The following is a 24,976-nucleotide window of genomic DNA, read 5'->3' on the forward strand; positions in this document are numbered from 1 at the left end:
AACTCCTCAATCAAGCCGATCTTTATCCGTTACGTCCAGGCCGGCACCAAACCTTTCTCATAGGCTGGACCGCTTGAAAAAGCGGCGGATTCCACCGGCGCGACACCGTGCCGCTGCCTGTACGGCGTCATGGCTTTACAAACGAACTTTCCGTATGACGTTTTGTTGCGAATACTTGCACGAAGGGGGCGTCCGCCCTCATGGTGCCGGCCATGATCCCCGACTCGCTTACCCCCACTCCCCCGACTCAGGACGAGCCCGCTCCCGGCTCGCTCACCGCGGACCAGCTGAGCGCCCGCGTGCTGCACCGGGACGAGCTGTGCTTCGTGATCGACAAGCCGGCCGGTCTGGCCGTCCACAAGGCCGGGCGCATCACCGACCATCTTGAACTCTACCTGCCCCATCTGGCGGAGCCGGACGGGGAAGCGCCGAAGCTCGCCCACCGGCTCGACCGCGACACCGCCGGCTGCCTGATCCTGGGCCGCACGCCCTGGGCGCTGAAGCGCCTGGGCCAGATGTTCGCCGCCGGCCATGTCGGGAAGACCTATTGGGCAGTGGCCGAGGGCATCCCGGAGGCCGGGACCGGCGTGATCGACCTGCCGCTGCTGAAACGGATCGAACCCAAGTCCGCCGCAGGGTTCGGCCGCTCCTCCTGGACGATCCTGCCCGACCCGGCCGGCCAGCCGGCGGTCACCGACTACCGGGTTCTCGGCACCGGCAACGGCCGCTCCTGGCTGGAGCTTCGCCCGCGCACCGGCCGCACCCACCAGATCCGCGTCCATTGCGCCGCCATCGGCTGCCCGCTGGTAGGCGAGCCCTTCTACGGTCCCGAGCGCCGGCCGTCCGGCAATCTGCATCTGCTGGCCCGCTCCGTCGCCTTCCGCATGGCCTTCGAGTACGCCCCCGTCAGCGCCGTCGCCCCGGCGCCGGAGCATATGCGGGACGCGCTGTCCGCCTGCGGCTGGCACGGCGAGTAAGACGCCGCCGCGAAAAAGCAGGGGCTTCCGGCGTCTTCGCCGCCTCCCATCTGTTGAAGGGAGCAGGCCCCCACAACCGATGGAGAGCAAGTCATGGGACAGGCGGTCACGGACAACCGCGCGATGAACCGGTTTGAACTGGCGGTCGGCACCCAGACGGTGTTCGCCAACTACCGCCGCAACGGCCAGACCCTGGTGATTTCCTATGTCGAGGCCCCGCCCTCCCTGCGCGGCACCGGGGCCGCCGGCCGCCTGATGGAAGGGGTGGTGGCGACCGCCCGCACCGAGGGGCTGAAGATCGTCCCGCTGTGCAGCTACGCCGCCCTGTGGATGCGGCGCAACCGGCAGGACGATCTGCTGGCCTGAGGCCCGCCGCCCTCCATTGAAGAAATCAATGGAAGCGCTGAAAACTATCAATTTCCCATGAGAACCATACCCCGTTAGCGTCCGTCCCATGGTTTTCCGACACGTATTTCCACACTGCGGCAAGACCCGTGCAGACGATCGAAACGAGGGAAGATCCATCATGGACACGCTGCTGTCGGCACCGATTCTGTTCTTCGGCCTCGGTGCCGTCATCGCGCTTACCGGGGCGCGCATTCCGTTCCCGGAGGGCTTCGGCAAGGCGCTCGCCGCCTATCTGCTGGTCGCCATCGGCCTCAAGGGCGGCGTGGCGCTGGCGGGCGCCGATGTCGGCGCGGTGCTGCCGCTGCTGCTGACCGCCGGCCTGCTCAGCCTGCTGATGCCTGTCCTCGGCTTCGGGCTGCTGCGCTCGGCGGTCGGTCTGGATCAGGTCAATGCGGCCGCCATCGCCGCCCATTACGGCTCAGTCAGCCTCGTCACCTTCGTCACCGCCACCAAGCTGCTGGAAAGCCAGGGCGTCACCTTCGGCGGCCACATGGTCGCGGCACTGGCGATCATGGAGGGCCCGGCCATCGTCAGCGGCCTGCTGCTGGCGGGCGCCGCCGGCATGGTGTCCGGCGTGGCGGCGGGCGGCGGCGGCAGCCTGTCGGTGCCGCTCGGCGGCGGCAGCGGGAATGGCGGCTCGATCAGGGGCGCCATCCGCGAGGCCGCCTTCAACGGCTCGGTCCTGCTGCTGGCCGGGTCGCTGCTGGTCGGGCTGGTGATCGGCAAGCCCGGCCTGCAAAGCCTGCACGGCCTGTTCATCGCGCCGTGGGACGGCGTGCTCTGCCTGTTCCTGCTGGAGATGGGCTATCTCGCCACCTCCCGGCTGCGGGAAGCGGTGTCGCTCAGCCCGCGGCTGATCGCCTTCGGCATCGTCATGCCGCTGGCCGGCGCGGTCATCGGCCTTGCCGCCGCCGCCTCGCTGGGGCTCGGCCTCGGCGATGCCGCCCTCCTGGTGACGCTGTGCGCCAGCGCCTCCTACATCGCGGTGCCGGCGGCGCTGCGCCATGCCCTGCCGGCGGCGGAGCCCGGCCTGTCGCTTCCGCTGTCGCTGGGCATCACATTTCCTTTCAACATCCTCGTCGGTATTCCACTCTACCTCGCAGTGAGCCGGGCGGTGCTGACCTGACCGGCCGAGCCGGAACCACCGCCATGCCGCCAGCCCCTCCGCCTGCCATGCCCGCTCCGCTGCCGCCCTTCGACCTCGACCTGCTGCGCAGCTTCGTGACCATCGTGGACAGCGGCGGCTTCACCCGGGCGGCGGAGCGGCTGGGCCGCACCCAGTCCACCATCAGCCTGCAGATCAAGCGGCTGGAGGACGGGCTGGGCAAGCGGCTCTTCCTGCGCGAGGGCCGCGGCCTGGACCTGACCCCCGACGGCGAAATCCTGCTGACCTACGCCCGCCGCCTGCTGGGCATGGCGGGCGAGGCCTGCGCCCTGCTGATGGAGCCGGAGGTCGGCGGCGTGGTCCGGCTCGGCACGCCGGAGGATTTCGCCACCGCCCATCTGCCCGACGTGCTGTGGCGCTTCTCCCGCGCCCATCCCCAGGTGGCGCTGGAGGTGCAGTGCGACTTCACCGTCAACCTGCTCGACCGTTTCGCCCGCGGCGAATACGACCTCGTGCTGTGCAAGCGGGAGCCGCAGGGTCCGGCCGGCGGCGTCCGTGTCTGGCGCGAGCCGCTGTTCTGGGTGGCGTCGGACCGGCTGATCCTCGACGCGGGCGCCCCGGTCCCACTGGTCCTCGCCCCGGCGCCGGACATCCACCGCAAGCGCGCCATCGACGCGCTGGACGCCCATGGCCGCTCCTGGCGCATGGCCTACACCAGCCCCAGCCTCGCCGGCATCAAGGCCGCGGTGACCGCCGGGCTCGGCGTCACCATCCTGCCGAAGGACATGCTGGCCCCCGGCTTCCACATCGTGAACGCCGAACACGGCCTTCCCGACCTGCCCGACATCGAAACCGCCCTCTACCGCCAGCCCGGCCCGCTGCCCAAGGCGGTGGACCTGCTGGCCGAGCACATCGTCCGCTCGCTGGAGAGGACGGCCGAAAGGACGGCGGCGGGGTGAGGGGCTCCGCCGCCCGCAAGGGGATCACCCCAACTCGAAGCTGGTGATCCCGAACACCCGACCAAGCTCGGCCGCCGGAGCCGGCCCCAGATACATGCGCGCTGTCTCGAACTGCGGCGACAGCCCCAATTCCTCCGCCAGCCGCACCCCTGCCGCGTTCGGTTCCGGCACGTCGAGGAACACCGGGCCGACCCTGCTCCCGGCCCCGGCCGCCCGACCCAGCGCCAGCAGCAGATCCCGCGCGATCCTCGCGTCCGCGGCATAGAGCGGGCCGATCTTCCAGCCGTCATGGCAGGGCCGGATCACCCCGAAGCCCGTCACATCGCCGTCACCATCGCCGTCCCCCACCGCCGCCAGCGCCGTCGCACCGGGAAGGGCGATCCAGTTGGCGAGGAAGCCGGGGCGGGGCGCCGGGAACAGCGCGGCATCCAACGCCGTCAGCCGGTCGAAGGGCACTGTCCGGGCGTCCACCAGCCTCGTCCCGCCGCCCCCATCCCCCGGCAGGACGCCGCCGAAACGGATGTTGCGATGGGACAGGGCAAAGCCGGATTTGCGGTAATTGTCCTGTTGGGCGACGACGCCGTCGAGCCCGACGGTGCAGCCCTCCAGATGGCGCAGCCCCGCCTGCCACAGCGTCCAGCCATAGCCGCGCCCGCGCGCCTCCGGCCGCACGATGTAGAAGCCGAGAAAGCCGAAATTCCCCGGATAGCGGACCACCGACAGCGAGGCGACCGGCTGCCCGTCCAGCAGCCCGACCAGGAAGCCGGCCGGATCGGCGGCATGGAAGGCGCCGGCATCGTGCAGGCCGGGGTTCCACCCTTCCAGCCGCGCCCAGTCGACCGCCAGATCCAGCTCGGCCCGGCTCATTACACGGACCCGATAGCCGTCGGTCCCCTGCGCCCCGCTGCGTTCCATCTCCGCCCCCTTCGCCCCTATGGAACAGAGCGTAACGCAATCCACGGCGTGCTGGGAGCCACCCAGCGACACGACCAAGATCCCCTCTCCCCCGGGGAGAGGGGGCAACCCCGATTTTCATCCACCCTTTCCCCAAGCCGCGACAACCATGATAGGACTATCATCCTTGCTACTGCCGGCCAGGAGCCGCCATGCCGCGCCGGACGCCGTTCACCCGATCTACGTTTCCCGCCAATGCCTTCACCCTTGGTGAGACAGTGGAACACACCCGGATTTCTGTTCCACGCTGTTTCAAACCGTCAGCCCGCCCCGCGTCCCCCGGTACTGCCCCCGCTCCGCATGAAAGAGGTGAACACGAGCCGAATTCCTGTTCCACGCTGTTTCAAACCGTCAGCCCGGCCGCACCCTCCGGCACCGCCCCGACGGCGGATGAAACAATGGAACAGCCCCCGGATCCCTGTTCCACGCCGTTACACGCCTCCCATAGGGCGCCCGGCCGCCACCGACCGCGCGCCGTTGCTTTCGGGGCGGGAGTGCGGTTAAGTCGCCGCCGGTTTCCGCTGATCCGCGTCAAGGTCATGCCCGTCGAGTCCCTGGACGCCACCGCGTCGCGCCCCGCTCCCCCAGTTCCCCGCCCGTCTCCCGCCGGCCGCGGGGTCGATGCCGTGCTGCACGGTGTGGCCGGGGCCGCCGCCCTGGTGCTGGGGCCGCTGGCAGCACTCGCCCCGCGCGGGCTGCCGGTCTGGGCCATCCTCGTTCTGGTGCTGTCGCTCGCCGGTCTCGCCCGGCGCGGGGCCTTCGGGCGCATCCTGCGCCTCACGCCGCCGGTCGCCGCCGTCGGCGCCTTCCTTATTCTGGCCCTGGCCTCCACCCTGTGGAGCCCGTCGGACCGCGCGCTCGCGACGGTGCTGGAGATCGGCTACATCGCGCTCGGTGCGCTGGCCGGCGGCGCCTGGATCGCCGGGCTGCCGACGGCCGACGCGCGGCGGCTGGCCGGGCTGTTCCTGGCCGGCGGGCTGGCCGGCGGGCTGCTGTTCGCGGTGGAGGCGGCGCTGGACTTCCCGCTGAACCGCTGGTGGAACAGCGTGCCCGACGACCAGCTGCCCAACCTGCTGAACGGCAATGTGCCGAAGCGGACGGCGGCGCTGCTCTGCCTGCTGGTCTGGCCCGCCGCCCTGGCGGTGGACCGCTTCGGGCGCAAGGCGCTGGCCCTGCTGGTGCCGGTCGGCTATGCGCTGGCCTGCCTGCCGCTGACCAGCCGGTCGGCCATGCTGGGCATCGCCGCCGGGCTGGTCACGCTCGCCGCCGCCCGCGCCTCCGCCAAATGGACCCGCCGGCTGTTCAGCGCCGCGGTCACCGCCGCCTTCCTGCTGGTGCTGCCCGCCGCCCTGCTGTTCTCCGGCCCGCTCGACCTCGACCATTCCGGCCTGCTGTTCCGTTCCGCCCAGCACCGGGTGGAGATCTGGGGCCATGCGGCGGACCGCGCGCTGCGCACGCCGGTGTTCGGCCAGGGCATCGACGCCTCGCGCTCCCTGCCGCCGGAAGGGGCCGTGTCGGAGTTCTCACCGATCGGCGACAGCCTGCTGCCGCTGCATCCCCACAACGCCTTCCTCCAGCTCTGGCTGGAGACCGGGGCGGTCGGGGCGGCGCTGGCGCTGGCGGCGATGCTGCTGCTGCTGGCCGCCACCGCCCGGCTGGAGCGCCGCGACCAGCCCTTCGCGCTGGCGCTGTTCGCCACGGCGATGGCGATGGGCAGCACCGCCTACGGCATCTGGCAACCCTGGTGGATGGCAGGATTCCTATCCGCGGCGCTGATGCTGCGGCTGGCGACCCGCATCGGGGCCCCTATCGGGAACAAGACACGATGAGCAAGCGCCCACTCCGCATCCTGGTCATCAAGCTGGGCGCCTTCGGCGACTTCTTCCTGGCCCAGACCGCCTTCGCCGCCATCCGCCGCCACCATGCCGGCGACCGGCTGACCCTGCTGACCCTGCCCTCGCTCGCCCCGCTCGCCCGGATGAGCGGGCTGTTCGACGAGGTGCTGGAGGACCCGCGCGACCGTTCGCTGTCGGCCTATCTGGCGATCCGCCGGGCCTTGCGCGCCCAGCGCTTCGACCGCGTCTACGATCTCCAGGCGCAGACGCGCACCGACCTCTATCACCGGCTGCTGTTCCCCGGCCCCTGGCCGGAATGGTCGGGCACCGCCCGCGGCGCCTCGCATCCCGACCGCTACGAAGGCCGGCGCAAGGTGCCGGTGCGCGACCGCTATGTCCGCCAGCTCGCTCCCTTCGGCATCGTCCCGGACGAGACGCCGGACCTGTCCTGGCTCGATGCCGACATCGCCAAGTTCGGTCTGCCGGAGCGCTTCGCCCTGCTGGTCCCCGGCTCCTCCCCCGGACGGCCGGACAAGCGCTGGCCGGCCCGCCGCTATGCCGAGGTGGCGGCGGCGCTGGCCGAGCGCGGCATCGTGCCGGCGGTGATCGGCACCGGCATCGAGCGCGACCTCGCCCGCGTGATCGCCGAGACCTGCCCGCAGGCGGTCGACCTCACCGACCGCACCAGCGTGCCGGAGCTGGGCGGGCTGGCGCGCCGGGCCTGGGGGGCGGTCGGCAACGACACCGGCCCGACCCACCTGATCGCCGCCGTCGGCTGCCCCACCGTCGTGGTGTTCTCCGACGCCTCCAACCCGATCCACAGCACCGGCCCGCGCGTGCTGATCCACCACCGTCCCGACTTCAACGACATCGACAGCGCCGGCGTGGTCGAGGCACTCGACCGCGCGCGGACCCTGGGAGGTTCCTAACGGCAGAAGGGACTTAATGACAGAAGGGAAACGGCGCCACCTTGGGCATGTAGACCGGGATCCACTCGCAATGGGTCGCCGGGTTCGGCAGCTTGCGGGTTTCGATGACCGGCCAGGCATGGGCCGCGACCACCACCAGCGCCACGCCCGCCAGGATCCAGCGCCGCGGCCTCGCCCGCTCCAGCAACCCCGGCATCCGCGCCAGCACCCAGGCGGCGGACAGGATCGCCAGCGGGTCGGTGTAGGCGGCATAGGCGCGCTGGAAGCCGCGCAGCGAGAACAGCGACTCCAGCCCCCAGGCGACCAGCAGCAGGAACAGCGCCTGCACCGCCGCCAGCCGCTCTCCCCGCCGCCACAGCACCACGGCCCCGGCCAGCGCGAACCACTCGACGACGATGGTCTGCGGGATGTTGTCGGGGTGCAGGACGATGGTGCGGATCGCCAGCGTCCGGCCGATGCCGGCCAGCAGCAGCCCGAGCGTCCCCTGCCCCACCACATTCCCCTGGCCTTGCAGTTCCGCCCCGTGCCGCCAGGAGGAGAAGACGAACATATGCTCGACGAAGTTCGCCACGGCGATGGCGTTCTGCTCGTTCCAGCGGATGTCGAGCGCCAGCAGCCCGGCCGCCAGCCCCAGCAGCACCGCCGCCGCCCCGGCCACCACGCGGGCCGCCGGCACCCGGTGGACCGCCGCATGGACCAGGATGCCGACCAGCACCCAGCCGGCGACGATGCTCTGATAGCCGCCGCCCGACAGCCCGCCGCCAACGGGAGTATACGGATAGACCGCCCGCCCCCAGCCGGCCAGCCCGGCCTGGATCAGCCCGAAGGCTGGCACCGCCGCGGCCACCGCCATCAGCCCGACCAGCGCGGCAACGCCCCAGCCCTTTTCCGGCACGGCCTCTGCCCGCCGCCCGAACAGGATCGCCGCCACCGGCAGCCCCATCGCCAGGAAGACCGCCTGCACCTTGGTCACCATGGCCAGCCCGACCAGCAACCCGCCCAGCGCCAGCTGCAGCAGCGATGCGCCGCCGCACGGCTTGCCGTCCGCCGGCCGCACCGCCCGCAGGACCAGCAGCAGCCCCAGCACGACGAAACCGGCCGACAGCAGGTCGGTGCGCATCTGCCGCCCCTGCGCCGTCAGCCCGACGCCAAAGGCCAGCAGGATGCCGGCCAGCAGCGCCACCCGCCGGTCCTCCACCAGCCCGCGCAGCAGCGTGGCATAGCTGACGGCGAAGGCGGCGGTCAGCAGGATCGACAGCGCCCGCCCGGCCTGGACCAGCGACTGCCAAACGGCTTCGGTCGCCGCGACGTCGCTGCCTGGCGGCAGGGCCGACAGGCTGGCGACCGGCAGCAGCCCAACCGCATGCAGCAGCCGGTACCAGACGTCGATCACCAGGAAATAGCCGTAGCCGGGATGGTCGAAATACTCCTGCGAGAGCCCGTCGCCGAACAGCAGCCCGTGATAGGCCAGCACCAGATCCTGATCGGAATGCACCCAATAGGGCAGACGGAACCCGACCAGCAGGACCGACAGCGCCATCGCCGCCGCCAGCCCGGCGCACAGCAGCCACCAAGGCGCCGCCGCGACGCGGTCGAGCAGGGAGGGACGGGCGGCGGAGGGTGCAGGCATCATGATTGGCACGGCTCACGGTTCAGGTCGGCCGCCTTGTGGCACGGAACAGGCCGGTTGGGAACCATCTCCCGTTTCCCCTGGGAACCAGACGCTTGCTCCGGTGTTGCCCTCATGGAACGGCGGAGTCGGGAGTCTCCGCCTCTTTCGTGGTGCCTCGCACGAGTGGCTTTGCAACGTTGGCGGGTCGCTGCCACAAAATACGGTATGGCAGACCCGCCGGGCAGACGATTGCCGGACAGACACATGGGGAACTCGATGGCCGATACCGACGATATCCAGGAGCGTATCCGACGCCGTGCCCACGAGTTGTGGGAGAGCGAGGGCCGTCCGCACGGCCGCGACTCCGACCATTGGACCCAGGCCGAGGCGGAGGTTCGCGGCGCCGGTGCGCTGGAGCCGACCGGCAAGGTCGCCGGCTCGCGCAAGAAGCCTTCCAGCTCCAAGGCCGCCGGCAAGAGCACCCGTGCCGCCGCCGAATCCCTGTCGGAAGTCGCGAGCGCCCCGGCGGAGAGCGCCAAATCCGAAGCGGCCAAGCCGGCGAAGGCCAAGCCGGCCGCTGCCTCCAAAGCGACTGCCTCGAAGCCGAAGGCCGATGCCGCTCCGGCCGAGCAGGCCGCCTCCGTCAAGGCTCCGGCAAAAACCACCGCCAAGGCGGCGCCCACCAAGTCCACAACCGCAAAGACTCCGGCTGCAAAGCCCCCGCGCAGCTCGAAGAAGGACGGCGGCAAGAGCGCCACCGCCGGCTGATCCAGCCTCCCTTGCCGGAACCCAGCGGCCCCGGAGCCGGTTGTCAGGTAATCCCTGCACTCTTCTCCGGAGGAACCGTCATGGCCGGCACGCCGTCGATGGACGACTGCATCCGCAACTGCACCGATTGCCACACGGTCTGCCTGGAAACCGTATCGCACTGCCTGACCAAGGGCGGTGCGCATGCGGAGGCCGGGCATGTCCGCCTGCTGCTGGACTGCGTCGACATCTGCCGCACCAGCGCGGATTTCATGATCCGCGGCTCCCGCTTCCACCATCTGACCTGCGGCGCCTGCGCCGAGATCTGTGCGGCCTGCGCCGACCAGTGCGACCGCATGGCCGACGACGCCATGATGAAGCGCTGCGCCGAGATGTGCCGCCGCTGCGCCGAAAGCTGCCGGGCGATGTCGAGCATGGCCGCCTGACCGGAGCGGCGCCCCTACTCCATCACCGCCGCTTCCTCCGGCGCCGGGGCTCCCGCCTTCGGCCGCCGGAGCAGCAGCAGCATCGGGATGACCAGCAGGGCGACATACATCATCAGCTTGAAGTCGTCGATGTAGGCGATCATCGCCGCCTGCTGCGTGACCTGGGCATTCAGCATCGCCAGCGCCTCGGGCGTGGCGGTCACCTGCTCCGTCATCATCTGCGAGAAGGGCGTCAGGTGAGCGGCGAGGCTGGCGTGGTTGATCTGGGTGTTCTGCGACAGCAGGGTCATCACCACCGAGATGCCGACGCTGCTGCCCAGGTTGCGGACCAGGCTGAACAGGCTGGCGGCATCGGTGCGCAGCCGCGGCTCCAGCGTGGCGAAGGCGATGGTGCTGAGCGGCACGAACACCAGCCCCAGGCCCAGCCCCTGCACCACGCCGCTGATGATGATCGGCTCGCGGTCCATCACGATGGTGAAGCCGGTCATGGACCACAGCGACCAGCTGGTCAGCAGCACGCCGGCCAGGATCAGCAACCGCGCGTCCACCCGGCGCACCAGCCGCCCCACCATCAGCATCGAGATCATCGTGCCGACGCCGCGCGGCGCCAGCACCAGCCCGGTGGTGACCGTCGGGTAGCCCAGCAGGTTCTGCAGCATCGGCGGCAGCAGCGCCATGGTCGCCAGCAGGATGACGCCGATCACGAAGATCAGGACCAGCCCGGTGACGAAATTGCGGTCACGCAAGAGCGCCGGGTCGATGAAGGGCTCGGTCTTCGTGTTGCCATGGGCGGTGGCGATGTGGATGGCGAAAACCCAGAAGGCGCAGGCGGCCAGGGCCGTCTCGATCCAGATCTCGGTCGCGCCGAACCAGTCCAACTGCTCGCCGCGGTCCAGCAGCATCTGGAAGGCGCCGACCGCCAGCCCCAGCATGGCGAAGCCGAAGAAATCGAAGCTGCGGATGCGCCCCTTGGTCTCGTGCAGGAAGACCGCCATGCCGGCGAAGGCCAGCAGCCCGACCGGCAGGTTGATGTAGAAGACCCAGCGCCAGCTGAAGCTGTCGGTCAGCCAGCCGCCCAGCGTCGGGCCGGCGATGGGACCGACCATGATGCCGGCCCCCCAGAGCGCCATCGCCTGCCCGTGCCGCTCCTTCGGGTTGATGTCGAGCAGCACCGACTGCGACAGCGGCACCAATGCCGCGCCGAAGACGCCCTGCACCAGCCGGAAGGCCACCATCTGCGTCAGGCTGCCGGCCAGCCCGCACAGCACCGACGCCGCCGTGAAGCCCGCCACCGCGATCAGGAACAGGCGCTTGCGCCCGAACCGGTCCGCCATCCAGCCGGTGGCCGGTGTCGCGATGGCCGCCGCGACGATGTAGGAGGTCAGCACCCAGGTGATGGTGTCCTGCGCCGCCCCCAGGCTGCCCTGCATGCTGGGAAGCGCGACGTTGGCGATGGTGGTGTCCAGCACCTGCATGATGGTGGCGAGCATGATCGACACGGTGATCATGCCGCGATGCTTCACCTCATGCGGGGCTACGGAGGATTGGCTGGCGGCCATAGGATGCCTGCGGATGATGGATGCGTGGTTGCCTTACCGGATCGCCGCGACCGCGTTTCCGATGGCGCCCGGCAACGGCCGGCTGTGGTGGGTGTCGACCTCCACCTCGGCGCTGAGGCCGGTGCGCAGCGGCACGGGCTCGCCCTCCGGCCGGTCGATGCGGAGGCGGACCGGCACCCGCTGCACCACCTTCACCCAGTTGCCGGTGGCGTTCTGGGCGGGCAGGACCGAGAATTCCGATCCGGTGCCGGCGCCGATGCTCTCGACATGGGCGGTCAGGGTGCGGCCGGAATAGGCGTCCAGCACCACCGTCGCGGTCTGGCCGACCGCCATGTGGGTCAGGTCGGTTTCCTTGAAATTGGCCTCGACCCAGCTCGACCCGCTCATCACCAAGCTGACCGCCGACAGCCCGACCGAGGCATATTGCCCGACCAGAAGCCGGTCGGTCTGGCTCACCACGCCGTCGGCCGGCGCCGCCACCACCGTGTGGTCGAGGTCGCGCTGCGCCGATGCCTTCTTCGCCAGCGCCTCCAGCACCGTCGGATGGCGGTCGGTGGGGATGTCGGGATCGCCGCCAAGGGCGGCGCGGGCGCTGATCACCGCCTGCTTCTCCGTGTTCAGATCCTGCTGGGCCGCCATCAGGTCGTGGCGCACCGAATCGTAGGTGGCCCGCGCGGCGACGCCGGTCTTCAGCAGATCCTGCTGGCGCTGGAACTCGCGCTGCTCGAAGGAGACCTTCTCCTCCGCCGCGGCCTGCTTGGCCTGCGCCTCGCCCAGGTCGGCGCGCAGCTGTTCCACCTTCAGCCGGGCAGAGGCGAGTGCCGCATCGGCCTGCTGCAAGGCCAGCCGGTAGGGCTCGTCATCGATGCGGAACAGCAGGTCGCCGCGATGGACCTGCTGGTTCTCATGCACCGCCACCTCGACGATGCGGCCGGAGATATCCGGGCTGATCGTCACCTTGTCCTGCTGGACATAGGCATTGTCGGTCGAGACATAACGTCCGCCCACAACATATTCATAGCCGCCGCCGACCGCCACCAGCAGCGGCAGGGCGGCCATCAGCAGCCAGCGGCGCCAGCGCGTCCGTCGGATGGGCTTGGCTGCCGGATTCTGAGCATCCGGGCGGGTATCGGTATCGCGGTCGGTCACGGCGGTCATGGCGGTCGGGTCCCGAAGAAAAAGGCGGGGTCGTCAGGCTTTGGCGGCGATCTTTTCAGCGGCGGTCTTCGCGGGCGGTTCCGCCCGGCGGTCGGAAAGGTTGGCGCGCATGTGGGCCAGCATCCCGACCAGCATGGCTTCGGCATCGGGCGGCAGGCCGGCGAGCGCCTCTGCATAGAGCCCGGTGGCGAGCGCCCGGCCCTGCTCCAGCACCGCATGCGCCTTCGGCGTCAGGTGCGGCAGCCGGGCGCGCCGGTCGGTCGGATCGGTGCGGCGTTCGATCCAGCCGCCCTCCTCCATGCGGTCGATCTGCCGGCAGAGCGTGATCGGCTCGATCTCCAGCAGGTCGGCCAGCGCCGCCTGCTTGATCCCCTCGTTCCGCGCCAGCGTGGCGATCACCGACCATTGTGCGCGGGTCAGGCCGAGATGGCGGGCGCGCTGGTCGAAACGGACGCGCATCAAGCGCGCCGTGTCGGTCAAAACGGCGCCCAGACTCGTCGAATGGGCATTTGCGGAGCGGGGATCGGCAGGGGAGGACATCGGCGGATCGTAAGCTTGCTTATTGGTCCCTCAAAACTAATAAGCAAGCTTATCATCGGCAATCCTCGCGGCGTGCATGGCAGGGCCACGTCCGCGTCGCGCCTCCAGCGCCCTGGACGGGATCGCGCCTCTGGCGCGCGCGACAGGAGATTGCTAAGGTGCCCACCCGTTTCGTTCCATTCCTTTCGCCAATTCGCCAAAATCGACCAGCTGAGGACCGATCCATGCCGCACTACCGTTCCCGCACCTCCACCCATGGCCGCAATATGGCGGGCGCGCGCGGCCTGTGGCGGGCAACCGGCATGAAGGACGGCGATTTCGGCAAGCCGATCATCGCCATCGCCAACTCCTTCACCCAGTTCGTCCCCGGCCACGTCCATCTGAAGGATCTGGGCCAGCTGGTGGCGCGCGAGATCGAGAAGGCCGGCGGCGTGGCGAAGGAGTTCAACACCATCGCCGTGGACGACGGCATCGCCATGGGCCATGGCGGCATGCTGTACAGCCTGCCCTCGCGCGAGCTGATTGCCGACGCGGTGGAATACATGGCGAACGCCCATTGCGCCGACGCGCTGGTCTGCATCTCCAACTGCGACAAGATCACGCCCGGCATGCTGATGGCCGCGATGCGCCTGAACATCCCGGCGGTCTTCGTCTCCGGCGGCCCGATGGAGGCCGGCAAGGTCAAGTGGCGCGGCAAGATCAAGTCGGTCGACCTGATCGACGCCATGGTCGCCGCCGCCGATCCGACCGTCTCGGATGAAGAGGCGGCGGAAATGGAGCGCGGCTCCTGCCCGACCTGCGGCTCCTGCTCCGGTATGTTCACCGCCAACTCGATGAACTGTCTGACCGAGGCGCTGGGCCTGTCGCTGCCCGGCAACGGCACCATCCTGGCGACCCACGCCGACCGCAAGGAGCTGTTCCTCGCCGCCGGCCGCATGGCGGTCGATCTCTGCCGCCGCTGGTACCAGGAGGAGGACGCCACCGCCCTGCCGCGCGGCATCGCCACCAAAGAAGCGTTCGAGAACGCGATGACGCTCGACATCGCCATGGGCGGCTCGACCAACACAGTCCTGCACATCCTGGCGGCGGCGCAGGAGGGCGGCATCGATTTCACCATGGAGGACATCGACAGGCTGTCGCGCCGCGTCCCCAATGTCTGCAAGGTCGCTCCCGCCGTGGCCGACGTCCACATCGAGGACGTCCACCGCGCCGGCGGCATCTTCGGCATCCTTGGCGAGTTGGACCGCGCCGGTCTGCTGAACCGCGATACCCCGACCGTCCATGCGCCGTCGCTCGGCGAGGCGCTGGACCGCTGGGATGTGATGCGCACCCAGGACCAGTCCGTACACACCCTGTATCGGGCCGCCCCAGGCGGCATCCCGACCGTCGTGCCCTTCAGCCAGGAACGCCGCTGGCCTGAGTTGGACCTCGACCGTGAGAAGGGCGTGATCCGCAAGGCCGAGAACGCCTTCAGCCAGGATGGCGGCCTCGCCGTGCTGTACGGCAACATCGCGGAGAACGGCTGCATCGTGAAGACGGCGGGCGTCGACGCCTCCAACCTCGTCTTCGCCGGTCCGGCCCGCGTCTTCGAAAGCCAGGACGATGCCGTCGCCGGCATCCTGGGCGACGTGGTCAAGGCTGGCGAGGTGGTGGTCATCCGCTACGAGGGCCCGCGCGGCGGTCCCGGCATGCAGGAAATGCTGTACCCGACCAGCTATCTGAAGTCGAAGGGGCTGGGCAAGGCCTGCGCGCTGGTGACCGACGGCCGTTTCTCCGGCGGGACGTCCGGCCTGTCGATCGGCCACGTCTCTCCGGAAGCAGCCCAGGGCGGCGCCATCGGGCTGGTGCAGGATGGCGACCGCATCGAGATCGACATTCCCAACCGCATCATCCGTCTCGCCGTCGACGACCAGGAGATGCAGCGCCGCCGCGACGCGATGAACGCCAAGGGCATGGATGCCTGGAAGCCCGTCAACCGCGACCGTCTGGTTTCCCCGGCTCTCCGCGCCTACGCCGCCCTGACCACCAGCGCCGACCGCGGCGCCGTGCGTGACGTGACCCAGGTGGAGAATATCGCCGTCCGCCGCTGACATGGTTTAGGCAATGGGCGCCGGCAGCGCCGCAATCAGGCACAACGAACATTCATCACAAGTAACAATCAAAGCGCCGCGCAAGTCGCGGCGCTTTCTTTTTGCCAGGAATTACATACACAGATATGTTACTTTCCGTTGGCGGGAAAATCTTCGGGTGTCGCATCGCTCGGATGTTCGCAAAATTCGAAATGCATGCTCTAATATGCCAACGCGAATTCCGCGAGGGGGGCGGACGTGGCGGACACCATGTTGGGCGCAGCGACGGACGAAGGCCGTCCCTGGCAGGAGGCATCTCGCCTGCCGGGCGATAAGCCGCGCGAACGCAAGGTCGTCACGGCGATGTTCGTCGATATCGTCCGTTCCTCCGCCATGGTGGCAGGCCGCGATCCCGAGGATGCGGACGATCTGCTCCTTTCGATCCTGAACCGTGTGACGGAGGCTGTGCCGCGTTTCGAAGGCACGGTGACCCAGATGCTGGGTGACGGCTTCCTGGCGACCTTCGGCGCCCCCGGCGCCAAGGAGGACCATGCACTGCGCGCCTGCCTTGCCGCTCAGGACATCCTCAGCGCCACCCGCGACGAACAGGGACGGCCTCTCTTCCACATCCGCATCGGCATCAGTTCGGGTGACGTCGTCGCCCATGTGGTGACCAATGGGCTGTGGACCGACTATCGCGCGGTCGGCGAGTGCGTGCATATGGCCGCCAAGCTGCAGCAGCGCGCGGCTTCCGACACCGCACAGCTCAGCCGGGACACGCTGGACCTGATCCCGGTCGGGGTGGCCGCGCGCCCGATGGGAAGCCTGCGCCTGTCCGACGAGCTGGAGCCGATGCCGGCGTTCCTGCTCGACGGGGCGCGTGCCGTCCGCCGCACCGCCACCGACCTGCTGTCCGCCACCGACGCCCCGCATGTCGGCCGGGAAGAGGAAGTGGCGACCCTGTTCGCCATCGCCGATTCGGTGGAGGCCGGGGCTCCCGCCCAGCTTCTGCTCCAGGGAGAGGCCGGAATCGGCAAGTCCCGCCTCGTCGGCGAGTTCCTGCGCGACCCGCGCAGCCGGCGCTGGACCCTGCTGCAATGGCCGCAGATGCCGATCCGCCGGCTGGCCGATCCCGACGACCTCGAGGCGGTGGCGCTGAGCCTGGCCGAACAGGTGGCCGGCTGCGCCAGCGAGGAAGGCATCGGCTGGGTCTGCGAAGCGGCACGCCGCCGGTCCGGCTCGCTGGCCGGCGATGCCGTGCACGCGCTGTTCGGCCGATCCGGGCTGGATCCGCTGTGGAGCGGCCTGGACGCGGCGCAGCGCCTGTCCCTGGGCATCGAAGGTCTGGTGGGGGCGACGCTGGAACTGGCGGCACCGCTCGGAACCGGCGGTGGAAGCGACTCGGGGGATGGGACGGCGAGTGGAGCGGTGGGACGACCGCTGCTGGTGCTGGTGGAGGACGCCCATTGGGCCCGGCCGGTGATGGTGCGGCTGCTGGACCGGCTGGCCCAGGCGCTGCCGGGGTCGAGGGCTCGCCTGCTGCTGCTCGCCACACGACGGCCTCCCCCGCTGGGACCGGAGTCGGAAGAACGGGGCTGGAGCGGCCGTCCGGGCGGGCGCCGCATCGATCTGGGCATGCTGTCGCCGGATCAGGTGCAAAGGTTCCTGGCCCACTGGCTCGGCCCCGACTGGTCGCTGGTGGAGCTGAAGGCCCAGGTCGCCAGCCGCTGCCAGGGCGTTCCGCTCTATCTGGAGGAGGTTCTGCGCACGCTTGAGGCGTCGAACGCCATCGAGGGCACGCCGGGTGCCTACCGGCTGATCGATCCTCTGGTGGTCCACAAGCTGCCGCGCACGCTTCATGCCCTGCTGGCCGAGCGCATGGACATGATGACGCTGGAGCGGCGCCGGCTGCTGATGAATGCAGCCGTGATCGGCACCACCTTCGACGTCGGGCTGCTCCAGGCGCTGACCGGATTGCCCACGCCGGTCCTGTCCGACTCCCTGGCCTATCTGGAGCGCGCCGGCTTCGTGCTGCGCACCCGTCTGCTGCCCAACCTGGAATATTCCTTCAAGCATGCGCTGATCCAGGAAGTCGCCTACGCCACCCTGACCAAGTCCGACCGCCGGGCGCTGCATGCCCGCGTGCTGGAGGCGTTGCGCCATCGCCGCGACCACGACCTGCCGAACCGCCTGGACCTGCTGGCCCACCATGCCTTCATGGCGGAGAACTGGCCGGCCGCGCACCTGTTTGGCCGGCGGGCGGGCGAAAGGGCCGAGGGCCGCTCCAAGCTGGAGGACTCCAGCCGGCATTACGCCAACGCCCTGGCCGCGGTGCGGCATCTGCCGGATCATCCAAGGAACACGGCGCGTCAGATCGATCTGCTGATCGCACTTCCGCGGTCGCTGCTGCCGCGCGGATCGATGGGGGTGGACGACCACCTGCAACGGGCCATCGCCATGGCGCGGGAGTCGGGCGACCGCGTCCGCTACGCCCGAGCCTGCTCGATGCTGGCGTCGTTCCTGTGGACTTTCGGCGATCTGGATCAGGGGCTGGCACTTTGCCGGGACGGCTTGTCCGCACTGGACGAGCGGGACGACCGCCGCACCCGCGTCCAGCTTCTGTTCCGGCTGGGCGGCCTGCAAACAGACAAGGGACTTTTCGTCGACGCCCTGGAAACGTTCGAGCTTGGCGCCACCATGCTCACCACATCCCGCCCGCACGACCGCTATGGACTGGCAACCGTCGCACAGGTGCATATGGGCAGCATCGCGGCACGCTGTCTTGCCCAACTGGGACGGGCCGAAGAGGCGGTGGAGGCCGGTCGCCGGTCGGTCGAGATCGCCGAGCAAAGCAATCACCTTTTCTCGAGACTGTTTGCCCTGACGCATCTGGGATGGACGCAGATCATCTGCGGGCACTTGAAAGACAGCGTCCCAGCATTCGAAACCGCATTGTCCATCGGACACGCAATCCATGCTCCGCTGCTGCTGCCGTTGGTCATGGGCGGCATCGGGTATGCGTCGGTCCTGACGGGAGACCGGGACGCCGGTTTCGCGATGTTCGATCGCAGCTTCGCGCTTTTCCACCAGCAGGGAGCGATTAGGGGCAAGCCGCATCCGTTGGGATGGTTGCCTCATGTCCAGATCTGGTATGCGGACGCCCTGGAATCTGTGGGAAAGCGCGTGGAAGCGCTCAAAATGGCGGATGCTGCCTTGGAAACCGCGCTGCTGACGACCCAGATCTCAAGCCAAGCGCGTGCAAGGGCACTGTTGTCTCGCCTGAATGGCAGACAGAAGGCTCCCCAAACCAGTGAGAATATTTCTCTTTGAAATCCACTTAAGCGACTTCGAATCCCCGGAAATATTCCAGTACAAAAGTGCGAATTGTGGAGCTGAGCGCCGTGGTCTTCAGGCGCTTTTCCTCCAGCTCGGCACATAACTGCTGCGTCGGCTTTCCTTCAATTTTTGCAATGGCATCCAACCCTTCCCACACCGCCTTTTCAAGGCGCAACCTGGATCTTGCGCCGTTCATAAAAACGACACGGTCGGAGAGCTGTGGCCAAACCATCAGGTCTTCGAGGTCGGCGGAGCCGTGACCGGATGCGATACTGCCCCGTTTCTTGTTGGTGGCTCGCAGCATGTTCGTTTCTCCGCTCAATCCATCACCGCTCGCGACCCCATGGCACCCTGACAAGCTCATGAGATGCGCAACCGCTCAGCACACCTGATACCCGCCGCCCCCAAGTCACGAAGTGAAAAACTTCACAGACCGAACCCGTTCGAATCCTAAGAATTGCCCACATCACCAAGCCAGATAGGAGTTCATCCAAGATGTCGCTCTCCATCTCCCAGTCGTCGATGATCCGCGGCGCCGACGGTCGCCTGTATGCCGTGTCCGCTCAGGGCGTCACGGAAATCGCCGAGATCCAGGCCTCCACCGCCCGGAATCTGGTCCGCTCAGGTGACCGCAGCACCTTCGATGCCGCCGATCACGAGGCCGGCCGCTTCAGCATCACCCCGGGCGCCTGATCGGAATCCCGGTACCGGTTTTTGGACCGTGGCCACCAGCACCGATGAGGTGCTGACCGGCCACGGACCCGGGAACAGGAAGCCTCTTCGATTTCCCTCCGCCCCGGATCAGCCGCGATGCCCTTCGATCTGCTCGATATCAAAGCCTCCGTTTCGGATGCGGTGAAGGCCCATACGGTCGGCACCCACCGGGTCGTGGCACCCGAACAGACCCTGGCGCGGGTCGCCCCGTTCCTGCCGATCATGGGGATCACCCGGGTCGCAAACGTCACCGGACTGGATGCCGTCGGCATTCCGGTGGTGATGGTGACGCGGCCGAATTCGCGCTCCATCTCGGTGTCGCAGGGCAAGGGAGTGACGCTCGCCGCCGCCAAGGCGTCGGGGGTCATGGAATCGATCGAGAGCTATCACGCCGAACGCATCACCCTGCCGCTGAAGTTCGCCAGCTTCGAAGAGCTGCGCTGGACCCATCCGGTGGTGGATGTCGACCGCCTGCCCCGGCTGTCGACCGGAAGCTTCAATCCCCACAGCCCCATCCTGTGGATCGAGGGTCAGGACCTGCTGAGCGGCGGCCCGAAATGGGTGCCGTTCGAAATGGTCCACCTGAATTTCACCGTGCCGATGGCCCCCGGCCACGGTGCCTTCCTGGCCGGCTCCAACGGTCTGGCATCCGGCAACCACAAGGTCGAGGCGATCAGCCATGCCGTCACCGAACTGGTGGAGCGCGATGCGACCACCCTGTGGCACCTGCAGGAGCCCGCTGCCCAGGTCGCGACCCGCATCGACCTGGACAGCATCGACGATCCGGTCTGCCGCTCGCTGATCGACCGCTTCGAGGCGGCCGGCGTCGCCGTCGGCGTGTGGGAGACCACAAGCGACGTCGGCTTGCCCGCCTTCCTCTGCCGCATCGTCGAACGGGAGGAGCTGCCCCAGCATTCCATCCGCCCGGCCACCGGCATGGGCTGCCACGTGGCGCGCGAGATCGCCCTGTCCCGTGCCCTGACCGAGGCGGCGCAGAGCCGCCTGACCTTCATCGCCGGTGCCCGCGACGACATGCCCCGTGCCGAGTATGAGCGCCACCTCGACCCCGCCCACCATGCCCGCTGGAAGGCGATGATCGTGGAGGGCGCCGGCAGGCGGTCCTTCCACCACTGCCCGACCGGCGCCGCGCCCACCATCGAGGCCGATCTCGCCCATCAGCTCGACAGGCTGCGCGCCGTCGGCATCGAGGAGGCGGTGGCGGTCGACCTGACCAAGCCGGAATTCGGCATCCCGGTCGTGCGTGTCGTCGTGCCCGGGCTGGAGGGTGCCGACGAATCCCCCGATTACCTGCTGGGCGAACGCGGCCTGCGCGCTCTCGGCAGCCAAGCCATGGAGAAGGCGGCATGAGCGGCATCTATGTCTTCCTAGGCCCCACCCTGCCGCGCGAGGATGCGGCGCTGGAGCTGGACGCCACCTACCTGCCGCCGGTCGCCCAGGGCGACGTTCTGCGGCTGTGCGCCGAAAAGCCAGCGGCCATCGGCATCATCGACGGCTTTTTCGAAAGCGTGCCGTCGGTCTGGCACAAGGAAATCCTCTACGCCATCCACGCCGGCATCCCGGTGTTCGGCGCCTCCAGCATGGGCGCCCTGCGCGCGGCGGAACTGTATCCCTTCGGCATGACCGGCGTCGGCGCCATCTTCGAGGCCTTCCGCGACGGCCGGCTGGAGGACGACGACGAGGTGGCGGTGATCCACGGCCCGGCCGAGTTGGGCTACACCTCCCTGTCGGAGGCGATGGTCAACATCCGCCGCACCCTGTCCGACGCGGTCGCCGACCGGGTGCTGACCGCCGGGACGGCCCTGCGCCTGGAGTCCATCGCCAAGGAACTGCCCTACCGCGAGCGCGGCTATGGCCGGATGCTGCGGCTGGGCGGCGACATCGCCCTGCCGGCTTCCGAACTGGCGGCTTTTCGCGGCTGGCTGCCGCTGGGTCGTTTCGACCAGAAGCGCGAGGACGCCAAGGCGATGCTGCGCGCCATGGCACGCCGGCTGGGCCGCGCGACGAGCGATGATGCGACCACCGAAGCCCGTTTCCATTTTGAACACACCGTCCTGTGGGAACGCGCCCTGCGCGATGCGGCGCCGCTCGCGATGTAAGCGCGTTTTGGCTAGACTGATCGCGCCGGGGTGGCGATGACCGCCAGCCCGGCGCGAAACTGTGTCTGGACGAACGGATGAACGCGCCTGTGGATGTCGCATCGGTGCTGAGGCGCAACCGGCTGCTCGGGGAACTCGATCCCGAGCAGATGGCCGAGATGGTGGCTCTGGGCCGCATGGCACGCTTCGATGCCGACCAGATCATCTTCGACAAGGGCGACCCGGGCGACAGCCTGTTCGCCGTGCTGAAGGGCCAGATCGCCATCCGCACCTCTTCGGCGGATGGCAAGACCATGCTGCTGAACATCCTGGAAGCCGGCGATGTCCTGGGTGAGATCGGGCTGATCGACGGCCGGGAACGGACCGCCGCCGCGGTCGCCCTGCGGCCGGTCGAGCTGTTCCGGATCGACCGCGCCGACTTCATCCCCTTCCTGGAGCGTCACCCGCGTCTCTGCACCCGCATGATGATCGTCCTTTGCGACCGGCTGCGCTGGGTGTCGGAGAACATCGAGGACGCCGTGTTCCACGATGTTCCACGCAGGCTCGCGCGCCGGCTGCTGCTGCTGTCGGACAGTTACGGGCAGCCAACCCCCGCCGGTCTGCGGCTGACTTTGCCCCTGTCCCAGGAAGCATTGGCAAACATGCTGGGCGTCACCCGTGAAATGGTGAACAAGTGTCTTGGCGCCCTGCGCAGGACTGGAACAGTGACATATGCCAAAGGTTTTATCGTCATCAACGATGTGGCTTTGCTCAAGGACATGGCCGGAGATCCGGAACGCACCCCCTAGGGGGAATCCTTACATGCCTAAAGTTTTGTTCCCAAAACCGGTTGTGGTCGCGTTATAGTGTTCATGCGTTGGGGGCAATCGCACGGGTAGCACGAGGGCATACGAACATGTCGAGCGTTGGGGACAGCAAATCTCGCATCGATCAATCCACAGGTGCCGCTTCTCTGGCCTCTCGCACGCTGAAATTGTCTGGACGTGACGTTTCGATCCGGCTTGAGCCTTCCTATTGGGAAGGGCTGGAGGAGATCTGCCGGCGGGAAGTTATGACGGTGGACGAGTTGTGCGACGACGTGCGTGACCGCATGGAGCAGCAGGCCCGCCATTCATCACGGTCGGGCGTTTCCCTTGCAAATGCCCTGCGCGTGTTCGTTGTCGGCTATTTCCGGCAGGCGGCGACCGAACGCGGTCACGCCCGCGCCGGCCATGGACAGGGCCGCCCCTTCATCGCGACGCCCTTCGACACGGTTCCGGCCACCAGCGAAACCTGAAACCGGAAAAAAAGCAGCCCCGGAAACGGACCTTTCGATCCGCTCCCGGGACGCTTCGGTGCGCGTCCAGCCCAAGCCGCTTTGGAACCGCTTGGGCCGACGCACCATTTACTGGGCGGTCCAGCCACCATCCATGGTCAGAGCCGCGCCGCGCATGTTGCCGGCGGCCTCGGAGCACAGGAACACTGCCAGTTCGCCCAGTTGTTCCGGCGTGACGAAGGATTTGGACGGCTGCTTCTCGCTGAGCAGTTCGCGTCCAGCCTCCTCCACCGACAGGCCACGCGTGGCGGCCAGCGCGTCGATCTGCTTCTGCACCAGCGGCGTCAGCACCCAGCCCGGGCAGATGGCATTGCAGGTGATGTTGGTCTCCGCCAGTTCCAGCGCCGTCACCTTGGTCAGGCCGATCACGCCATGCTTGGCGGCGACATAGGCAGACTTGTTGACCGAAGCCACCAGCCCATGGACCGAGGCGATGTTGATGACCCGGCCCCAGCCGCGCGCCTTCATGCCCGGCAGAGCGGCGCGGGTGCCGTGGAAGACGGCCGACAGGTTGATGGCGATCACCGCGTCCCAGCGCTCCACCGGGAAGGTGTCGACCGACGACACATGCTGGATGCCGGCATTGTTGACCAGCACGTCCAGCCGGCCATAGGCCGCCTCGGTGGCGGCGACCATCGCCTCGATCTCCTCCGGCTTCGACATGTCGGCGCCGTTGTGGGCGACGCGCACACCGAACTCCTTGGACAGCGACTGGCACAGCTCGGCGATGTAGCCGGCATCGCCGAAGCCGTTCAGCATCAGGTCGGCGCCCTGGCCCGCCAGTTGCCGTGCGATCCCAAGGCCGATCCCGCTGGTGGACCCAGTGACGAGCGCAGCCTTCCCCTTCAGATTGGTCATTCTTCTTTATCCTTCGATCGGCATGGAACGGAGGTCCGGGGCGATGATCAGTTCGCACCCGGTGTTGGCGATCACCTGCTCCACCGTGACACCGGGGGCGGTTTCCTTCAAGACGAGGCCGGCGTCGGTCGGTTCGATGACGGCGAGGTCGGTCACCACCAGATCGACCCGGCGGACCGAGGTCAGCGGCAGGGCGCAACGTTCGACGATCTTCGCCTCGCCCTTGGCGCTGTGCTGCATGGCGACGATCACCCGGCGGGCGCCGGTGACGAGGTCCATCGCGCCGCCCATGCCCGGCACCATCTTGCCCGGCACCATCCAGTTGGCCAGCCGCCCTTCGCGGTCCACCTGCAGGCCGCCCAGCACGGTGACGTCCAGATGGCCGCCGCGGATCAACCCGAAGGAGAAGGCGCTGTCGAAGGACGCCGCCCCCGGCAGGGCCGAGATGGGCGAGCCGCCGGCATCGGTCAGGTCGTGGTTTTCCGCCCCGGTGATCGGGCCGGACATGCCGACGATGCCGTTCTCCGACTGGAAGAACACATGGCGGCCAGGGGGGACATAGCGGGCGACCAGGGTCGGCAGGCCGATGCCCAGGTTGACGAGGTCGCCATCCATCAGTTCCAGCGCAACGCGCTTGGCGATCAGGGTCTTTTCATCCATGGCTCTCTACTCCCCGATCAGCGCGGCGTTGCGGCGACGATGTAATCGACCAGCACCGACGGCGTCATCACCGTGTCGGGCGGGATGCAGCCGACCGGCAGGATGTCTTCGGCCTCGGCGATCACGGTGGCGCCGGCCATCGCCATCAACGGGTTGAAATTGCGGGCGGTCAGCGCGTAGGTCAGGTTGCCGTACAGGTCGGCCTGCTTGGCGGCGACCAGCGCGAAATCGGCCTTGATCGGCATTTCCAGCAGGTAGGTGACGCCGTCGATCTCGACCGTGCGCTTGCCCTCCTCCACGATGGTGCCGACGCCGGTGGCGGTCAGAACGCCGCCCAGCCCGACGCCGCCGGCGCGGATGCGCTCGGCCAGCGTGCCTTGCGGCACCAGTTCCACCTCGATGGCCCCGGCGATCATCTGCTTCTGCGTCTCGGGGTTCAGGCCGATGTGGCTTGTCACGACGCGACGGACCAGCTTCTCCACCACCAGCTTGCCCAGGCCGTTGTTGGGCCGGGCGGTGTCGTTGGCGATGATGGTCAGTTCGCGCTTGCCCTGGCGGATCAGTTCGTCCACCAGCCGGTTGGGGCCGCCGACGGCCATGAAGCCGCCGATCAGCAGGGACGCCCCATCGGGAATGCGCGCGACGGCGTCCTCCAGGGAAATGAGCTTGTTCTTCATG

24 protein-coding genes are annotated in these 24,976 nt (G+C 68.6%); 15 read left to right on the top strand and 9 right to left on the bottom strand.

Annotated elements, in window-relative coordinates; translation table 11 throughout:
* Positions 1-212 precede the first annotated feature (212 nt).
* The 4 genes from TSH64_RS23650 (at position 213) to TSH64_RS23665 (ending at position 3,449) form a co-directional block, all read left to right on the top strand.
* A complete protein-coding gene (locus TSH64_RS23650) occupies positions 213-977 on the top strand; it encodes an RluA family pseudouridine synthase (RefSeq protein ID WP_109452974.1) in 765 nt (254 codons plus the stop codon).
* A gap of 93 nt (positions 978-1,070) precedes the next feature.
* Positions 1,071-1,343, top strand: coding sequence for a GNAT family N-acetyltransferase (locus TSH64_RS23655; RefSeq protein WP_109448741.1), 273 nt, complete (start codon positions 1,071-1,073; stop codon positions 1,341-1,343).
* 160 nt (positions 1,344-1,503) lie between these two features.
* On the top strand, positions 1,504-2,511 hold the full coding sequence (locus TSH64_RS23660) for a sodium-dependent bicarbonate transport family permease (protein WP_109448743.1): 1,008 nt from the start codon (positions 1,504-1,506) through the stop codon (positions 2,509-2,511).
* 23 nt (positions 2,512-2,534) lie between these two features.
* Positions 2,535-3,449 (top strand): LysR substrate-binding domain-containing protein, encoded by a 915-nt coding sequence (locus TSH64_RS23665; RefSeq protein WP_247873108.1) that lies wholly within the window; start codon positions 2,535-2,537, stop codon positions 3,447-3,449.
* Positions 3,450-3,473: 24 nt separating this feature from the next.
* Here TSH64_RS23665 and TSH64_RS23670 read toward each other — a convergent pair whose 3' ends face one another.
* Positions 3,474-4,364 carry a GNAT family N-acetyltransferase gene (locus TSH64_RS23670; RefSeq protein WP_109448747.1) on the bottom strand — a complete coding sequence of 297 codons (891 nt, stop codon included), beginning with the start codon at positions 4,362-4,364 and terminating at the stop codon, positions 3,474-3,476.
* A gap of 578 nt (positions 4,365-4,942) precedes the next feature.
* On the opposite strand from TSH64_RS23670, the gene TSH64_RS23675 reads away from it, so the two are divergent.
* Entirely contained in the window at positions 4,943-6,232 is a 1,290-nt protein-coding gene (locus tag TSH64_RS23675) for an O-antigen ligase family protein (RefSeq protein ID WP_109448749.1), read from the top strand.
* Positions 6,229-7,167, top strand: a complete 939-nt coding sequence (locus TSH64_RS23680) for a glycosyltransferase family 9 protein (protein WP_109448751.1) — start codon at positions 6,229-6,231, stop codon at positions 7,165-7,167. Before TSH64_RS23675 ends, TSH64_RS23680 begins: the two co-directional genes overlap by 4 nt.
* Positions 7,168-7,180: 13 nt before the next feature.
* On the opposite strand, the gene TSH64_RS23685 is transcribed toward TSH64_RS23680, so the two are convergent.
* On the bottom strand, positions 7,181-8,800 hold the full coding sequence (locus tag TSH64_RS23685; protein WP_109448753.1) for a glycosyltransferase family 39 protein: 1,620 nt from the start codon (positions 8,798-8,800) through the stop codon (positions 7,181-7,183).
* A gap of 255 nt (positions 8,801-9,055) precedes the next feature.
* Here TSH64_RS23685 and TSH64_RS23690 point away from each other — a divergent pair, with 255 nt between their 5' ends.
* Together TSH64_RS23690 and TSH64_RS23695 are read left to right on the top strand one after the other, a co-directional pair.
* Entirely contained in the window at positions 9,056-9,547 is a 492-nt protein-coding gene (locus TSH64_RS23690) for a DUF2934 domain-containing protein (RefSeq protein WP_109452976.1), read from the top strand.
* Between the two features lie 80 nt (positions 9,548-9,627).
* Positions 9,628-9,972: a four-helix bundle copper-binding protein gene (locus tag TSH64_RS23695; protein WP_109448755.1), complete on the top strand. Its 345-nt coding sequence runs from the start codon at positions 9,628-9,630 to the stop codon at positions 9,970-9,972.
* 14 nt (positions 9,973-9,986) lie between these two features.
* On the opposite strand, the gene TSH64_RS23700 is transcribed toward TSH64_RS23695, so the two are convergent.
* From TSH64_RS23700 to TSH64_RS23710, 3 genes are read right to left on the bottom strand one after another with little or no spacing between them, the layout of a single operon-like run.
* The gene (locus TSH64_RS23700; RefSeq protein WP_109448758.1) at positions 9,987-11,531 is read right to left on the bottom strand and encodes a DHA2 family efflux MFS transporter permease subunit; all 1,545 of its coding nucleotides are present in this window, start codon (positions 11,529-11,531) and stop codon (positions 9,987-9,989) included.
* 33 nt (positions 11,532-11,564) lie between these two features.
* Positions 11,565-12,689 (bottom strand): HlyD family secretion protein, encoded by a 1,125-nt coding sequence (locus TSH64_RS23705; RefSeq protein WP_109448760.1) that lies wholly within the window; start codon positions 12,687-12,689, stop codon positions 11,565-11,567.
* A 33-nt stretch (positions 12,690-12,722) separates the two neighbouring features.
* A complete protein-coding gene (locus TSH64_RS23710) occupies positions 12,723-13,148 on the bottom strand; it encodes a MarR family transcriptional regulator (RefSeq protein WP_247873109.1) in 426 nt (141 codons plus the stop codon).
* 305 nt (positions 13,149-13,453) lie between these two features.
* On the opposite strand from TSH64_RS23710, the gene ilvD reads away from it, so the two are divergent.
* Positions 13,454-15,319, top strand: coding sequence for a dihydroxy-acid dehydratase (ilvD, locus tag TSH64_RS23715; RefSeq protein ID WP_109448765.1), 1,866 nt, complete (start codon positions 13,454-13,456; stop codon positions 15,317-15,319).
* Between the two features lie 237 nt (positions 15,320-15,556).
* The gene (locus tag TSH64_RS23720) at positions 15,557-18,628 is read left to right on the top strand and encodes an adenylate/guanylate cyclase domain-containing protein (protein ID WP_199237647.1); all 3,072 of its coding nucleotides are present in this window, start codon (positions 15,557-15,559) and stop codon (positions 18,626-18,628) included.
* 7 nt (positions 18,629-18,635) lie between these two features.
* Here the strand turns inward: TSH64_RS23720 and TSH64_RS23725 are convergent, their stop codons facing one another.
* Positions 18,636-18,938, bottom strand: coding sequence for a ribbon-helix-helix domain-containing protein (locus TSH64_RS23725; RefSeq protein WP_158285408.1), 303 nt, complete (start codon positions 18,936-18,938; stop codon positions 18,636-18,638).
* A gap of 191 nt (positions 18,939-19,129) precedes the next feature.
* On the opposite strand from TSH64_RS23725, the gene TSH64_RS23730 reads away from it, so the two are divergent.
* The 5 genes from TSH64_RS23730 to TSH64_RS23750 all read left to right on the top strand — a co-directional run bounded on the left by TSH64_RS23730 (position 19,130) and on the right by TSH64_RS23750 (position 22,741).
* Positions 19,130-19,327, top strand: a complete 198-nt coding sequence (locus TSH64_RS23730; RefSeq protein WP_098735841.1) for a hypothetical protein — start codon at positions 19,130-19,132, stop codon at positions 19,325-19,327.
* A gap of 117 nt (positions 19,328-19,444) precedes the next feature.
* Entirely contained in the window at positions 19,445-20,716 is a 1,272-nt protein-coding gene (locus tag TSH64_RS23735) for a YcaO-like family protein (RefSeq protein ID WP_109448769.1), read from the top strand.
* Positions 20,713-21,465: a TfuA-like protein gene (locus TSH64_RS23740; protein ID WP_109448771.1), complete on the top strand. Its 753-nt coding sequence runs from the start codon at positions 20,713-20,715 to the stop codon at positions 21,463-21,465. The genes TSH64_RS23735 and TSH64_RS23740 overlap by 4 nt, the downstream gene beginning before the upstream one ends.
* A 77-nt stretch (positions 21,466-21,542) precedes the next feature.
* Complete coding sequence (locus TSH64_RS23745; protein ID WP_109448773.1) at positions 21,543-22,253, top strand: Crp/Fnr family transcriptional regulator; 711 nt, start codon at positions 21,543-21,545, stop codon at positions 22,251-22,253.
* A gap of 107 nt (positions 22,254-22,360) precedes the next feature.
* The gene (locus TSH64_RS23750; protein WP_109448775.1) at positions 22,361-22,741 is read left to right on the top strand and encodes a ribbon-helix-helix domain-containing protein; all 381 of its coding nucleotides are present in this window, start codon (positions 22,361-22,363) and stop codon (positions 22,739-22,741) included.
* Between the two features lie 108 nt (positions 22,742-22,849).
* Here TSH64_RS23750 and TSH64_RS23755 read toward each other — a convergent pair whose 3' ends face one another.
* The 3 genes from TSH64_RS23755 to TSH64_RS23765 are packed head-to-tail and all read right to left on the bottom strand — an operon-like array spanning position 22,850 to position 24,975.
* Positions 22,850-23,638: a 3-hydroxybutyrate dehydrogenase gene (locus TSH64_RS23755; protein ID WP_109448777.1), complete on the bottom strand. Its 789-nt coding sequence runs from the start codon at positions 23,636-23,638 to the stop codon at positions 22,850-22,852.
* Positions 23,639-23,644: 6 nt separating this feature from the next.
* Entirely contained in the window at positions 23,645-24,298 is a 654-nt protein-coding gene (locus TSH64_RS23760; RefSeq protein ID WP_098735836.1) for a 3-oxoacid CoA-transferase subunit B, read from the bottom strand.
* Between the two features lie 17 nt (positions 24,299-24,315).
* Positions 24,316-24,975 (bottom strand): 3-oxoacid CoA-transferase subunit A, encoded by a 660-nt coding sequence (locus tag TSH64_RS23765; protein ID WP_109448780.1) that lies wholly within the window; start codon positions 24,973-24,975, stop codon positions 24,316-24,318.
* Position 24,976: the final 1 nt, after the last annotated feature.

The organism is Azospirillum sp. TSH64 (genome assembly GCF_003116035.1).
GTDB lineage: Bacteria > Pseudomonadota > Alphaproteobacteria > Azospirillales > Azospirillaceae > Azospirillum.